This window comes from Klebsiella sp. RCJ4, from assembly GCF_009025755.1.
Classification (GTDB): domain Bacteria; phylum Pseudomonadota; class Gammaproteobacteria; order Enterobacterales; family Enterobacteriaceae; genus Klebsiella; species Klebsiella michiganensis.
The window spans coordinates 35,659-48,695 of sequence record NZ_WCIN01000043.1 but is presented as its reverse complement, the minus strand read 5'-3'; the positions used below and the strand labels follow the sequence as shown (position 1 = coordinate 48,695).

Genomic DNA, 13,037 nt, shown 5'->3' with positions numbered 1-13,037 from the left:
TTTTTCAGCACTCACGCACGCGGGTGATGCTGTTGATGGAGTTGTCGCAGACGCTCGGTCGCCACGTGGGTGTAGATCTGCGTCGTGGAGAGATCGCTGTGTCCTAACAGCATCTGCACCACGCGTAAGTCGGCGCCATGGTTAAGTAAATGCGTCGCGAACGCATGGCGTAACACGTGCGGGGAGAGCTTTTCGCTGTCAATCCCTGCCAGTACGGCATAGTGCTTAATTCGATGCCAGAACGTCTGGCGCGTCATCTGCTGCGCGCGCTGGCTGGGAAAAAGCACATCGGACGCCACGCCGTTCAGCAGCCAGGGGCGCCCGTATTCAAGGTAATTCTCAACCCACAGCACCGCCTCTTCACCCAGCGGTACCAGACGTTCTTTATTTCCTTTACCAATCACGCGCAGCACGCCCTGTCGCAGGCTAATGTCGCTCATGGTCAGGCCCACCAGCTCGGAAACGCGCAGACCGGTGGCGTACAGCACTTCCAGCATCGCTTTATCGCGCAGCTCCAGCGGTTGTTCAACCAGCGGCGCCTGGAGCAGGCGTTCCACCTGCGCCTCGCTCAGATCCTTCGGCAGCCTCTGCGGCAGCTTTGGCGAGGCCAACAGCGCGCTGGGATCGTCCGGGCGAATTTTCTCCCGGTAAAGATGCTGGAAGAAACGGCGCACGGCGCTTAGCAGGCGCGCGGTGCTGGTGGCTTTATAGCCGCCGGTTTGCCGCTCCGCCAGCAGCGACTGGAGATCTTCGCCGCTGACGCTGGCAAGCGACAGGCCACGATGATGCAGCCATTCGACCACCATCGTCAGGTCCCGGCGGTAGGCGCTTAGCGTGTTCTCCGCCAGATTCCGCTCCAGCCATAAGGCATCAAGAAACTGCTCGATTTGTGCGAGATCCTGTTCCACTCTGGCCTCTTTGCTTATTAAAACGGCGCCATTATACCCTAAATAATTCGAGTTGCAGGCGGGCGCGGCCTTTCTGGTACACTAAGCGCAAAGTCACAGCAAGAATTGAGACGTTTCCGCGATGAACATAGGTCTTTTTTACGGTTCCAGCACCTGCTACACCGAAATGGCGGCGGAAAAAATCCGCGATATTATCGGCCCTGAACTGGTCACGCTGCACAACCTGAAAGATGATTCCCCTGCCCTGATGACGCAATACGATGTGCTGATCCTCGGCATTCCAACCTGGGATTTCGGCGAGATCCAGGAGGACTGGGAGGCGGTCTGGCAGCAGCTCGATACGCTGGATCTGCAGGGTAAAATCGTCGCGCTGTACGGCATGGGCGACCAGCTAGGCTACGGCGAATGGTTCCTTGATGCGCTCGGCATGCTGCACGATAAGCTGGCGACCAAAGGGGTTAAGTTTATCGGCTACTGGCCTACTGAAGGCTATGAATTCACCAGCCCGAAACCGGTCATTGCCGATGGGCAGCTGTTCGTTGGCCTGGCGCTTGATGAAACGAACCAGTACGACCTGAGCGATGAGCGCATTCAGAACTGGTGCGAGCAAATCCTCGGTGAAATGGCTGAGCAGTTCTCCTGAGTCCTTGCCTACTCTTGCGTCGGTTTTAGCAACACCAGCCGACGCAGGTCTCGCCATTCTCCCGCGTCCATGCTATCCGCCGCGACCCACAAATGCTGGGTTCGTTGGTTTTCCGTATTCCGCAGGCGCAGCAGCATTCCGCTGTTAATCACCCACGGGGTGCCGATGATATCCCACTCCGCCTTTTGCCAGCGCAGACGGGAGTCGATCAGCAGCTTGATTTCTCCCTGACGGGCATGGATCCGCCGCTGGCTGCGCACGCAGTCGAACACCACCAGCGACAGCAGTATCAGCCACAGCGGGGTATAGCTCAGCGGCCAGGGCATCAGCAGCACAAGCGCCGCCACCACGCCGTGCATCAGCAGCGAAAACCACTGCGCTCGCCACGAGATGCGTAAATCAGATTGCCACAGGACCACGTTCCCGATTCCGTGTCTGAATTAATTTTACCATCCGCTGCAGTTCTGCATCAGCCGGCTCGCCATGATTCATCAACCAGTTGAACAGATCCGGATCGTCGTTTTCCAGCAGGCGGATGAATAACGCTTTATCGCCATCGCTGAGCGTGTCGTACTCATGCTCGAAAAACGGCATGATGGAGATATCGAGTTCACGCATACCTCGACGGCATGCCCAGTGGATGCGGGCTTTATTGTTAATGTCCATGTTTTACTTCCTGCTTATAAATATCTCTTAGTTTAACCCGTTTTCGGCGCTGACTTCACTGGAATATCAAGTTTCGCGAGCGCTATTCCATGAAAACCCTAAAATAATCAGGCCATTTATTATTTCGCTGGTTTCAGCGCCCCGTCTTTGAGGGCACGAATGGCCTGTCAAAAGCGCTTGCATTGCACCATAGCTCTTTTACCATTAGTCACACACTCTGCGTTAAGCTATTCAGGATATGACTATGGCTTTTACACCTTTTCCTCCGCGTCAGCCTTCCTCTTCCGCTCGTCTGCCGTTAACGCTGATGACGCTGGACGACTGGGCGCTGGCGACGATTACCGGTCCGGATGGCGAAAAATATCTGCAGGGGCAGATTACCGCCGACGTCAGCCACCTGACCGACGAGCAGCATCTGCTTGCCGCGCATTGTGACGCCAAGGGCAAGATGTGGAGCAATCTGCGCGTTTTCCGCCGCAACGAGGGTTTTGCGTGGATTGAGCGCCGCAGCCTGCGCGATGCGCAGCTGACCGAACTGAAAAAATACGCGGTGTTCTCTAAAGTGACCATCGCCGCCGATGATGAATCCGTACTGCTGGGCGTTGCCGGGTTTCAGGCGCGCGCTGCGCTGTCGCCGCTGTTTAGTGAGCTGCCGAACGCCGAGAAACAGGTTGTCAGCGAAGGTGCCACCAGCGTGCTGTGGTTTGCGCATCCGGCCGAGCGTTTCCTGCTGGTGACCGATGTGGCAACCGCCACCCGCATCACCGATGCGCTACGCGGTGAAGCGCAGCTCAACAACAGCCAGCAGTGGCTGGCGCTGAATATTGAAGCCGGGCTGCCGGTTATCGACAGCGCCAACAGCGCGCAGTTTATTCCGCAGGCCACCAACCTACAGGCGCTGGGCGGCATCAGCTTTAAGAAAGGCTGCTATACCGGCCAGGAGATGGTTGCCCGCGCTAAATTCCGCGGCGCCAACAAGCGCGCCCTGTGGTATCTGGCGGGAACAGCCAGCCGCGTGCCTGAGGCCGGGGAAGACCTGGAGCTGAAGATGGGTGAAAACTGGCGCCGAACCGGCACCGTTTTAGCGGCCGTGCAGCTGGACGACGGTCGCCTGCTGGTACAGGTGGTGATGAATAACGATATGGAGCCGGACAGCGTGTTTCGCGTACGCGATGATGCCGGTAGCCTGAGCATCGAGCCGCTGCCGTATTCGCTGGAAGAGAGTTAAAGCGATATTCCCTGCCGCCTTCTCCCCGGAGGCGGCAATCCCGCGCCTGTCTGGGCTACCCCACCCGCAAACCACGAAACACCCGCGGCCGCGCGCTTTGCGCAAATGCGCCATCTCTGGCCCAGGCCACTTTCTTGCGTAGAAGAATAGTGTATGTTCTGAACAATCATTTATTTCTTAAGCGGTAAAAGAGATGAGACGGATTGAGGTCATACTGGGAGAGCTGGAGCGGTTAACTCGCGGGCTGAATCTTGCGGATCTGGAACAGGAAACGGCATTTACGGCGGAAGCCATCGGCTTTAACCTCGGGCTTGCGCGCAACTCGGTCAGCAAAGACCTCAATCAGTTATGGAACGACGGCCTGGCGATTAAGAGCAGAGGACGCCCCGTGTTCTTTTGGCACCGCCAGGCAATGGAAACGCTGCTGGGGCGCAGACTGAATGATACCGAATGTGAAGTGCGCACGGTTGCCGACCTTCTGCCGCATCAGGAAGGTTGCTCAACGGATGACCCCTTCAGCGGCCTGATTGGCTACGATCGCAGCCTCCGTGATGCGGTGGAAAAAGGCCGCGCAGCGGTGCTTTATCCTCACGGGCTCCACGTATTGCTGACCGGCCCCTCCGGAGTAGGTAAAACTTTCTTTGCCGAGCTGATGCACCGTTTTGCCTGCGAGCATGCGGCGGGTTCTCCCCCGCCGCTGGTCTACTTTAACTGCGCCGAGTATGCGCATAACCCGGAGCTACTCTCTTCGCATTTGTTCGGCCATCGGCAGGGCGCATTTACCGGCGCCAGTGAGAATAAAGCCGGTCTGGTGGAGCAGGCGGACGGCGGATATCTGCTGCTTGATGAGGTGCACCGCCTGCCGTATGAAGGACAGGAAAAACTCTTCTCCATTCTCGACAAAGGCCAATATCGCCCGCTCGGTTCAAGCGCCACGGCGCGGTCCATCACGGTGCGCTTGATTTGCGCCACCACCGAACCGGTCAGCTCAGTCCTGCTGCGAACGTTCCAGAGGCGCATCCAGGTCTGTATCGATCTCCCCGGGATCCGTCAGCGCTCGGTGGAAGAACAGGTGGAACTTATTGTCGGTTTTCTCCAGCGCGAGAGCCGCAAAATTGAGCGTACGGTCAGTATCGACAAAACGCTGTTGCTCTGGCTGCTGAATAAACCGCTGGAAGGCAATATCGGCCAGCTCAAAAGCGATATCCAGTTTCTTTGCGCCCAGGCGTGGGCCGCGGGAATGACCGAGCATAACGACACGCTCCAGCTGGATAAACGGCTGGTAGAAGTGCCGTTCAACGCCACCCCGGAACAGCGTCTGCTGGTCGATACCTTGTTTGACGGCCAGGATCGGCTAAGCGTCGATGCGCGCACGTTGCCCGCATTGAAAACCTCTCTGGCGACAGGAGCGGAGATCGAAGAAAGCGATCTGTTTTACAGCTTCCTGACCCGCGAATACGTCAACCTGCGCAACAGCAACGTCCCACCGGCTGAGACGCTGGCGATCCTCAAAAACAAACTCAGTTCTATCTTTGAATATGGTCTCTACAGCCGCGACAGCGTAGCCCATCCGCCGCGCTATGGCGATCGGATTGAAGAACGCGTGACCCTGCTGATTGGCTGTGTGGAACAGGTGCTGGGCTTTACGCTGCCAGAAAACCTGATGAATCCGCTGCGTAAACACTTTCTGGCGCTGATTGGCTACGTGCAGCGCGGGCTGATCCCACAGCTCTACTCCTCCAGCCTGATCCTCGACCGCTGCAAAGACGAGTATGAAAACGCGACTCTGCTGTGCCGGAAAATCAACGAGCTGCTGCATATTCAGTGCCCGGCGACGGAGGTCGTCTGGCTATGTCTGTTCCTGAAAGAGTGCCGCCATTATCGCCAGCGGATCGACGCCAGCCCCGACTGCGGCGTCATTTTAATCGCCCACGGCGCGACGACGGCGACCAGTCAGGCGCAGTACGTCAACCGGGTGCTGGAGCGCGAGCTGTTCAGCGCCATCGATATGCCCTTTGAGCAGTCGGTGCATGACACGCTGGAAACGCTAACCCAGCGGATCCAGAGCCAACGCTACCGGCGGCTAATTCTGATGGTGGATATCGGCTCGCTGGTGCATTTTGGCAGCACCATCAGCAAGCTATTCCAGATTGACGTCCTGTTAATGCCCAATATTACGCTGACCAGTCTGCTGGAGCTGGGTCTGGATTTAAGCTATGAAACCAGCGAGCTACCGCAGCTGGCGGAATTACTGCAGAGTAAAAATATCCCCTGTCAGCTCTGTACTCCGCAGCAGGAGAACGGCGGTAAGGTGCTGGTGATCTCCTGCATTACCGGCATGGGAACCGCAGAGAAAATCAAAAAAGTGCTGGAGGAAAGTTTTGGCGAGCTGATGTCGCAGGATACGCGAATGGTGATCCTCGATTACAACGAGGTTCGCAGCCTGGAGCGCGTTCAGCAGTCGCTGCTGGCCGGTGAGCGACTGGCGGGGATTGTCGGCACCTTCCAGCCGGGGCTGCCGGATATTCCGTTTATCTCACTTGAAGAGCTGTTCTCCGAGCAGGGGCCGGAACTGGTGCTCAGCCTGCTCACGCCGGACCTCTCAAGCAGTGAGCGCCGTCTGGAGATGGAGCGCAGCGCGATGCGCTTCATCAGCGCGCTGACCATGGAAAGCATCATCAACCATATTTCGGTACTCAATCCCCAGCGCATTCTCAAAGAGATGGAGGGGGTGTTTAACCATTTAACCACCTCGCTTTCGCTGAAACCCAGCCGCCAGGTGACACTGCGCTTCCTGATCCACTGCTGTTGCATGGTCGAGCGTATCGTAATTAACCGGAAACCGTTACAGATGTCGCTGGAGAGCCAGCCCGCGCTGGACGTCCGCGCGTTTAGTGTCATTAAATCCACCTTCCAGCCGATCGAAGAGGCTTATGCCATTCGTTTATCCGACGCGGAATATTTTTATATCTACGAACTGCTGTATCGCTGATCCCTTAACTGGCGTGGCTTTACGCCACGCCTGCCCCTCTTCGCCCCCCATGTGACACAAATTCTGGCACAGCCTTTGCTCTTATTACGTATATCAACGTAATAGCGCCAGGAGGCCATTTTGATTACCACTGAACCTTTGTCCCAGATCCTGCTGCTGACCCATGGCGGCTGGGGACAACAGCTCTGCAACAGCCTGTGCATGGTGACGGGCGAAATTAAAGGCGTAACGGAAATCGCCCTGATGCCCGTCGATACCTTGGGCGAGTTTTATCAGCGCGTAGAAGCCGTCGTGAAAACCCTGCCCGAAGGCTCGCTTATTCTGACCGATTTTATTGGCGGGACCACCTCTAACGTGGCCGCGCGGCTAAGCGCCGATTATCCGGTGGCGGTGATTTCCGGACTGAATGCCTCGCTGCTGCTGGAGGCCCTGGACAAGCGGGAACAGGGGCCGCTATCCGCCTGCGTAGCTGAATTAGTGGAAGCCGCGCGCAGCAGCTGTCTGGACGTTGTCGCCCACGTTCGGCAATTACAACAATCACAATAAGGAAAAAATATCATGGCTAACATCGTGTTATGTCGCATCGACAGCCGCCTCATTCATGGACAAGTGGTGACGAAGTGGGTCGGACAATCCCAGGCCAACCGGATTGCGGTAGTGAGTGATGAGCTGGACGCCGATCCGTTTATGAAAAATATCTATCTGATGGCGGCACCGCCAAACATCAAAGTGGATTGCTACAGCAATCAGAGCTTTGCCGCATCGTGGAAAGAAAACCAGCTTGGCGACGGCAGCGTGCTGGTGCTGTTCCCCTCTCTCGCGGCGATTCAGGAAGCCGTACAGCTCGGGTTTGATGTTTCCGCCATTCAGGTTGGCGGCTTAGGCGGCGGGCCGAACCGCAAGGTCGTTTTCCAGAACATCACGTTGGATGAAAAAGACGTTGGCATTCTTCACGACCTGAAAAGTCGAGGGATTAAGGCGGTCTTCCAGACTATCCCGGAAGATAAGCCGCAGTCGCTGGACGATATCCTGAAAAAATTCTAATCCTCTGATAACAGGGTAAATAATTATGGATACTTTAGTCTTCGCAAGCCTGATGGGGTTGTATTACTGGTTTGCCCGCTTACGCCTTGGCTACACCTTCTCCGCCATGCTGTTACAACCTGTTGTAATCGCCGTTTTTGTCGGCCTGCTGTTGGGCAATATGGAAACGGCGATGATTATTGGCGCGGGTATGCAGCTGGTTTACCTCGGCGTGACCTCAACGCCCGGGGGTAACGTGCCGTCAGATCCGGCGCTGGCCGCCTGTATCTCGATTCCTATCGCCGTAAAAGCCGGGATGGACCCGAACCTGGCCATCGCGCTGGCCATCCCGTTTGGCGTGATCGGCGTTTTCCTTGACCAGCTCAGACGCACGCTGAACGCCGCATGGGTGCATATGGCGGATAAACACGCGGAAACGGCCAACATGGGCGGCATTATGCGCTGCGCGTTCCTCTACCCGGCGTTGCTCGGCCTGGTGCTGCGTTTCCCGGTGGTGTTTGCTGCCAACTATTTTGGCCAGGACGTGGTAGAGAGCTTCCTTAAGCTGATGCCGCACTGGTTGACCCACTCCTTTGAAATTATGGGCGGAATTCTGCCAGCGCTGGGCTTTGCCATCACCATCATGGTGATCGGTAAGAAGAGCCTGCTGCCGTGGTTTATCGGCGGATTCTTTGCGGTGCTGTACCTGAAGGTGGACATTATGGCGATGGCAATCTTTGGTACCTGCGTGGCCTTCCTGATTAAGGGCCTGGCGAAAAATGAAGGAGCAGCATGATGAGCAGCGATGTAATGCAGCATGAACTGGTGGAGCGCGCGCGGGAGAACGGCACGCTGACCAAAGCGGACATCACCAAAGCCTGGTTTATTTACTGGCTGGGTGCGGAAGTTTCCAGCTCCTATGAGCGTTTACAAAGCCTGATTTTCTGCGCCTCAATGACGCCGATTATCAAAAAACTCTACCCGCAAAAAGAAGAGCAGGTGGAGGCGCTAAAACGCCATCTGAACTTCTTCAACTCTGAGCAGACCTTTGGCGCGGTGATTCAGGGGATCTCGATTGCGATGGAGGAGCAGAAAACCCGCGGTGAACCGATTAGCGACGCGTCTATCACCGGGATTAAAACCGGGCTGATGGGGCCGCTGGCCGGAATGGGGGACTCCATCATCTGGGCGGCCGTCATGCCGTTGCTGATTGCGATTTTCATCCCGTTCGCCGCCAGCGGCAGCGCGATGGGCGGCATTGTGCCCTTAATTCTCTATCCGGCCATTACGCTGGCGATCAGCTACGGCATGGTGCACAAAGGCTACACGCTGGGACGCGACTCAATCATCGGCCTGCTCCAGGGAGGGCGAATTAAGGAGCTTATCTACGGCGCGAACGTGCTGGGCCTGATAATGATGGGCGCGCTCTCCGCAAGCTACGTCAAAATAACGACCCCCTTAAAGCTCAGCGCGCTGAAGGGCTCGGAGGTGGTGGTCCAGCAAATCCTCGACTCTATCGCGCCCGGCCTGTTGCCGCTGGCGGCGGTGTTTGCCATCTACTTCTATCTGGTGAAGAAAGGGCCGCGCTACACCACCATTCTGCTGTCAATTGTCGCGCTCAGCGTGGTCTGTTCGCTGCTGGGAGTGCTGTAAACCATGACGCAGAATATCTATCAACAGCTGGGGTTAAAACAGGTGATTAACGCCTGCGGCAAAATGACGATTCTGGGCGTTTCCAGCGTGGCGCCGGAGGTGATGCAGGCAACGGCGCGGGCGGCATCGGCCTTTGTGGAAATCGACAGGCTGGTAGACCGAACCGGCGAGCGGGTCTCCCGCTTTACCGGCGCGGAGGACAGCTATATCACCTCCTGCGCCTCGGCGGGAATCGCCATCGCCGTGGCCGCCGCGATTACCCATGGCGACCAGGCGCGAGTGATGCAGATGCCGGACAGTCGCGGTATGGCCAACGAAGTCGTCATGCTCCGCGGGCATAACGTCGATTACGGCGCGCCCATCACCAGCGCGATTCGCTTAGGCGGTGGGCGCGTTGTGGAGGTCGGTTCAAGCAATCTGGCGGCGCGCTGGCAGCTGGAGAGCGCGATCTCTGCCAGCACCGCCGCCCTGCTGTATGTGAAATCACACCACTGCGTGCAAAAAGGGATGTTGAGTATCGAGGATTTCGTGCAGGTCGCACAGACTCACAACCTGCCGCTGATTGTCGATGCCGCCGCCGAGGAGGATTTACGCGTCTGGGCGGCGAGCGGAGCGGACATGGTTATCTATAGCGGGGCAAAAGCGTTTAACGCGCCCACCTCCGGATTCATCACCGGGAAAAAACAGTGGATAGCGGCGTGTAAGGCGCAGCATCACGGTATTGCCCGGGCGATGAAAATCGGCAAGGAGAATATGGTCGGTCTGGTTTATGCGCTGGAACACTATCATCAGGGGCAGAAGGGGGTCACTGCCGAGGAACTCCTGCCCGTCGCGAAAGCGATCTCAGCGATAAACGGCTTACAAGCCGATATTGAGCAGGATGAAGCCGGACGCGCTATCTGGCGTATCCGCATTCAGGTGAATGCCCAGGAACTCGGCCTGGATGCCCGCGAAGTCGAAGCACAGCTGCGCAATGGCGAGATCGCCATTTACGCCCGGCGCTATAACCTCCATCAGGGGGTTTTTAGCCTGGACCCACGAACGGTAGCCGAGGGTGAAATGAGCCTGATCGTGGCGCGCCTAAAGGAGATTGCAGACCATGCAGCAAATTAATTTTTACCGTCAACGCGTCGCGATTAACGTGCTGGCGAAAGATATCGCCAACGCCCGGGACATTTATGATGCCGCCGAAGGCCATGCGGCGATTGGCGTCCTCTCGGCACAGTTTGCCTCCGTGGAAGAAGGTGTTCAGGAGGTAAAACGCTGGATGGCGGAGATACCCTCCATCTCCGTAGGCCTGGGCGCCGGCGATCCTGCGCAATATTACAAAGCGGCGATGATCGCGTCAGCGCTTCACCCGGCGCACGTTAATCAGACCTTTACCGGCTGCGGGTTTGCCGCAGGGGCGCTGGCGGCTACGGGGGGGCAGCAAACCTGCATTAACGCGCTGGTCAGCCCGACGGGAACCCCTGGCGAGGTTCTTATCTCCACCGGCGTCAGCAGCTGTCAGGGCACGCCGGCCCGCGTCTCCTGCGATGCGGCGGTACGCATGATGCAGGACATGGGGGCCCATGCGGCGAAGTTTTTCCCCATGGGCGGCGAAAAGTCGTTACCGGAGCTGTATATGCTGGCGACCACGGCAGCCCGTAACGGGATGACGTTAATCGAACCAACCGGCGGAATCGATCTCGATAACTTTGGCATTATTTTGCAAAGCTGTCTGGAAGCAGGCGTACCTCGCGTGATGCCCCATGTTTACAGCTCGATAATCGACCCGCAAACCGGCAATACCCGGCCAGAAGATATCCGCAGATTAATGGATATCGTGAAAGCCGTGGTCTGAATAAAAAACACCAGGCCGTAGCCCGGGCAGGCAGGCCATCACCAACGAAGAATGTCCCGGAGGCGGCGCTGGCGCGCCATGTCCGGGCTACCAGCCCTCAGACGACGGTGAACCTGTAGCCCGGCTAAACGTAGCGCGAGCCGGGAGATTTCGCGAAATTTAAACCTGCCCGACGTACAAATAAATGGCCAGGAAGTGGCACACGCTGCCGCCCAGGACAAAACCGTGCCAGATAGCGTGGTTGTACGGAATACGTTTGCAGACGTAGAAAATAACCCCCAGCGAATAGACCACGCCACCCACGGCAAGCAGCGTCACGCCGCCCACCGCCAGCTTAATCGCCAGCTGATAAACGACGATCAGCGACAGCCAGCCCATGGTCAGGTAGGTCACTAAAGAGAGGATCTTAAAACGATGCGCAATGGTCAGCTTAAACAGGATCCCCAGCAGCGCCAGGCTCCAGATGACGATCATCAGCCCGCGCGATAGCGGCGAATTTAGCCCCACCAGCAGAAACGGCGTGTAGGTCCCGGCAATCAGCAAATAGATGGCGCAGTGGTCGAATTTTTTCAGCCACAGCTTAGCCCGCTGATGCGGAATCGCGTGATAGAGGGTCGAGGCGAGGAACAGCAAAATCATGCTGCCGCCGTACAGGCTGTAGCTGGTAATGGCCGTGGCGCCGGCGTTGCTGTCCACCGCCTGCACCAGCAGCAGCACCAGACCGACGATACCGAACACCAGCCCAATCCCGTGACTGACGCTGTTGGCAATTTCCTCTGCCAGAGAATATCCCTGTGTGATTAACGATTTGCGAACCATATTTGACTCCGAAAACAAGTACGCTTTCAATGCACACTTAGGTTAACTGAGAATGATTCCAGTGAACACCTGTTCGCTAAAATAAAAAGATGAATATTTATGAACAGTATAAAATCAATAGGTTACATAAAAATTTCAACTAACAGACGTTCACTGTTTATTTAAAGCTTTTCGAATTCAATAACATAAAACTGCTTTTCTTCAGGATAGATCTCCGCAATCACCTCACGCAGCTGCGCCAGGGTCATATTCTCCTGCTGCGCGTGCAGTTCACTCAGCGTATCCAGCGTCACCGTTGAGGTGGCCACCACGCGAATGGTGCAAAAATAGCCGTCATCTTCATAGCGGCCAACGCGCAGCACATCGCCTGCTTTAAAGTGTGATTCAGCCGCATCGCGGAGGGTAATGGTTTTGCGTCCGGCGAGGATGTCGTCCTGAAAACGCTGAAAAAAGGTTATGTCATTTGGCTGCATGATATCATTCCGTCCTGGTCATTATGAATTGTGAGTTTGCCACTGTGAGTATCTTCTCCCACGCCGCTATCGCCAGTCTCAATAATCTTGAGATGATGGTCTATCACTACGTCATTAAAAATCGCGACAAAGTGATGTACATGACCATCCGCGAGCTGGCGGAAGCGGCCGGAGTCTCCACGACTACCGTTTTGCGCTTCTGCCGCAAGCTGCAGTGCGAAGGCTACTCGGAGTTTCGCGTACGCTTTAAATTATATCTGGAGCAGAATGAGCCTCAACAGGCAAATATCGGCGCCAGCGAAATAATGAGCTTTTTTAAAAGCGTTAATAACGATGAATTTGACCAGCTGCTCGAGCAGGCGGTCGATATTATTCTGTCTTCAGAACGTATTATTTTTGTTGGTGCCGGCACCTCCGGCGCGCTGGCAAAATATGGCGCGCGTTTCTTTTCTAACGTCGGGAAATTCAGTAACCATATCGACGACCCTTATTTTCCGGTGACCAATGATATGGCGCGTAATGCGCTGGCCATCGTGCTGTCGGTCTCCGGCGAAACCGAAGAGATCCTGCGCTTCGCCAGCCAGTTCAGCCTGCATCGCTGTAAAGTGATGTCTATCACCAGCCACGAGCACTCGCGGCTGGCAAAGCTTGCCGACTTTAATCTCTCCTGGCACGTTCCGCAAACGCGCATCGGCGGCGTCTATGACATTACCACCCAGATCCCGGTCATTTATATTCTGGAAACGCTTGGGCGTAAATTAGCGCGCAAACTCGCCTGAAAATAACAGG

General features: G+C 56.3%; 15 protein-coding genes. 10 read left to right on the top strand and 5 right to left on the bottom strand.

Features of this window, described 5'->3' with window-relative positions; all coding sequences use genetic code 11:
- Positions 1-11 precede the first annotated feature (11 nt).
- Positions 12-908: a site-specific tyrosine recombinase XerD gene (gene xerD, locus F8562_RS23085; RefSeq protein ID WP_004105555.1), complete on the bottom strand. Its 897-nt coding sequence runs from the start codon at positions 906-908 to the stop codon at positions 12-14.
- Between the two features lie 121 nt (positions 909-1,029).
- On the opposite strand from xerD, the gene fldB reads away from it, so the two are divergent.
- Entirely contained in the window at positions 1,030-1,551 is a 522-nt protein-coding gene (gene fldB / locus F8562_RS23080) for a flavodoxin FldB (RefSeq protein WP_014226792.1), read from the top strand.
- Between the two features lie 8 nt (positions 1,552-1,559).
- On the opposite strand, the gene F8562_RS23075 is transcribed toward fldB, so the two are convergent.
- Entirely contained in the window at positions 1,560-1,970 is a 411-nt protein-coding gene (locus F8562_RS23075; RefSeq protein ID WP_004854060.1) for a protein YgfX, read from the bottom strand.
- On the bottom strand, positions 1,951-2,217 hold the full coding sequence (gene sdhE / locus F8562_RS23070; RefSeq protein WP_004124953.1) for an FAD assembly factor SdhE: 267 nt from the start codon (positions 2,215-2,217) through the stop codon (positions 1,951-1,953). The genes F8562_RS23075 and sdhE overlap by 20 nt, the downstream gene beginning before the upstream one ends.
- Positions 2,218-2,461: 244 nt before the next feature.
- On the opposite strand from sdhE, the gene ygfZ reads away from it, so the two are divergent.
- From ygfZ to dagF, 8 genes are all read left to right on the top strand, one after another.
- Positions 2,462-3,445 carry a tRNA-modifying protein YgfZ gene (gene ygfZ, locus F8562_RS23065; RefSeq protein WP_014226793.1) on the top strand — a complete coding sequence of 328 codons (984 nt, stop codon included), beginning with the start codon at positions 2,462-2,464 and terminating at the stop codon, positions 3,443-3,445.
- A gap of 193 nt (positions 3,446-3,638) precedes the next feature.
- Positions 3,639-6,437: a transcriptional regulator DagR gene (dagR, locus tag F8562_RS23060; protein ID WP_014839506.1), complete on the top strand. Its 2,799-nt coding sequence runs from the start codon at positions 3,639-3,641 to the stop codon at positions 6,435-6,437.
- A 120-nt stretch (positions 6,438-6,557) separates the two neighbouring features.
- Positions 6,558-6,983, top strand: a complete 426-nt coding sequence (locus F8562_RS23055; protein WP_004854067.1) for a PTS sugar transporter subunit IIA — start codon at positions 6,558-6,560, stop codon at positions 6,981-6,983.
- Between the two features lie 12 nt (positions 6,984-6,995).
- Positions 6,996-7,481: a PTS system mannose/fructose/N-acetylgalactosamine-transporter subunit IIB gene (locus F8562_RS23050; protein WP_004854068.1), complete on the top strand. Its 486-nt coding sequence runs from the start codon at positions 6,996-6,998 to the stop codon at positions 7,479-7,481.
- Between the two features lie 25 nt (positions 7,482-7,506).
- Complete coding sequence (locus tag F8562_RS23045; RefSeq protein ID WP_004124968.1) at positions 7,507-8,256, top strand: PTS mannose/fructose/sorbose/N-acetylgalactosamine transporter subunit IIC; 750 nt, start codon at positions 7,507-7,509, stop codon at positions 8,254-8,256.
- A complete protein-coding gene (locus F8562_RS23040) occupies positions 8,253-9,113 on the top strand; it encodes a PTS system mannose/fructose/sorbose family transporter subunit IID (protein WP_014839507.1) in 861 nt (286 codons plus the stop codon). The genes F8562_RS23045 and F8562_RS23040 overlap by 4 nt, the downstream gene beginning before the upstream one ends.
- Before the next feature lie 3 nt (positions 9,114-9,116).
- Positions 9,117-10,226, top strand: a complete 1,110-nt coding sequence (gene dgaE / locus F8562_RS23035; protein WP_014839508.1) for a D-glucosaminate-6-phosphate ammonia lyase — start codon at positions 9,117-9,119, stop codon at positions 10,224-10,226.
- Positions 10,213-10,956, top strand: a complete 744-nt coding sequence (gene dagF / locus F8562_RS23030; RefSeq protein ID WP_014226798.1) for a 2-dehydro-3-deoxy-phosphogluconate aldolase — start codon at positions 10,213-10,215, stop codon at positions 10,954-10,956. The genes dgaE and dagF overlap by 14 nt, the downstream gene beginning before the upstream one ends.
- Before the next feature lie 159 nt (positions 10,957-11,115).
- Here dagF and trhA read toward each other — a convergent pair whose 3' ends face one another.
- Together trhA and yqfB are read right to left on the bottom strand one after the other, a co-directional pair.
- On the bottom strand, positions 11,116-11,775 hold the full coding sequence (trhA, locus tag F8562_RS23025; protein WP_014839509.1) for a PAQR family membrane homeostasis protein TrhA: 660 nt from the start codon (positions 11,773-11,775) through the stop codon (positions 11,116-11,118).
- Positions 11,776-11,936: 161 nt separating this feature from the next.
- Positions 11,937-12,248 (bottom strand): N(4)-acetylcytidine aminohydrolase, encoded by a 312-nt coding sequence (gene yqfB, locus F8562_RS23020; RefSeq protein WP_014839510.1) that lies wholly within the window; start codon positions 12,246-12,248, stop codon positions 11,937-11,939.
- Positions 12,249-12,298: 50 nt separating this feature from the next.
- Between yqfB and F8562_RS23015 the strand changes: the two genes are divergently transcribed.
- Positions 12,299-13,027 carry a MurR/RpiR family transcriptional regulator gene (locus F8562_RS23015; RefSeq protein ID WP_025105967.1) on the top strand — a complete coding sequence of 243 codons (729 nt, stop codon included), beginning with the start codon at positions 12,299-12,301 and terminating at the stop codon, positions 13,025-13,027.
- Positions 13,028-13,037: the final 10 nt, after the last annotated feature.

What these genes read in the sequence shown, in the direction of transcription:
- dagR (WP_014839506.1), top strand. Translation starts at nt 3,639, where the DNA reads ATGAGACGGATTGAGGTCATACTGGGAGAGCTGGAGCGGTTAACTCGC.
- dagF (WP_014226798.1), top strand. Translation starts at nt 10,213, where the DNA reads ATGCAGCAAATTAATTTTTACCGTCAACGCGTCGCGATTAACGTGCTG.
- F8562_RS23045 (WP_004124968.1), top strand. Translation starts at nt 7,507, where the DNA reads ATGGATACTTTAGTCTTCGCAAGCCTGATGGGGTTGTATTACTGGTTT.
- fldB (WP_014226792.1), top strand. Translation starts at nt 1,030, where the DNA reads ATGAACATAGGTCTTTTTTACGGTTCCAGCACCTGCTACACCGAAATG.
- trhA (WP_014839509.1), bottom strand. Translation starts at nt 11,775, where the DNA reads ATGGTTCGCAAATCGTTAATCACACAGGGATATTCTCTGGCAGAGGAA.
- ygfZ (WP_014226793.1), top strand. Translation starts at nt 2,462, where the DNA reads ATGGCTTTTACACCTTTTCCTCCGCGTCAGCCTTCCTCTTCCGCTCGT.
- F8562_RS23050 (WP_004854068.1), top strand. Translation starts at nt 6,996, where the DNA reads ATGGCTAACATCGTGTTATGTCGCATCGACAGCCGCCTCATTCATGGA.
- dgaE (WP_014839508.1), top strand. Translation starts at nt 9,117, where the DNA reads ATGACGCAGAATATCTATCAACAGCTGGGGTTAAAACAGGTGATTAAC.
- F8562_RS23040 (WP_014839507.1), top strand. Translation starts at nt 8,253, where the DNA reads ATGATGAGCAGCGATGTAATGCAGCATGAACTGGTGGAGCGCGCGCGG.
- yqfB (WP_014839510.1), bottom strand. Translation starts at nt 12,248, where the DNA reads ATGCAGCCAAATGACATAACCTTTTTTCAGCGTTTTCAGGACGACATC.
- sdhE (WP_004124953.1), bottom strand. Translation starts at nt 2,217, where the DNA reads ATGGACATTAACAATAAAGCCCGCATCCACTGGGCATGCCGTCGAGGT.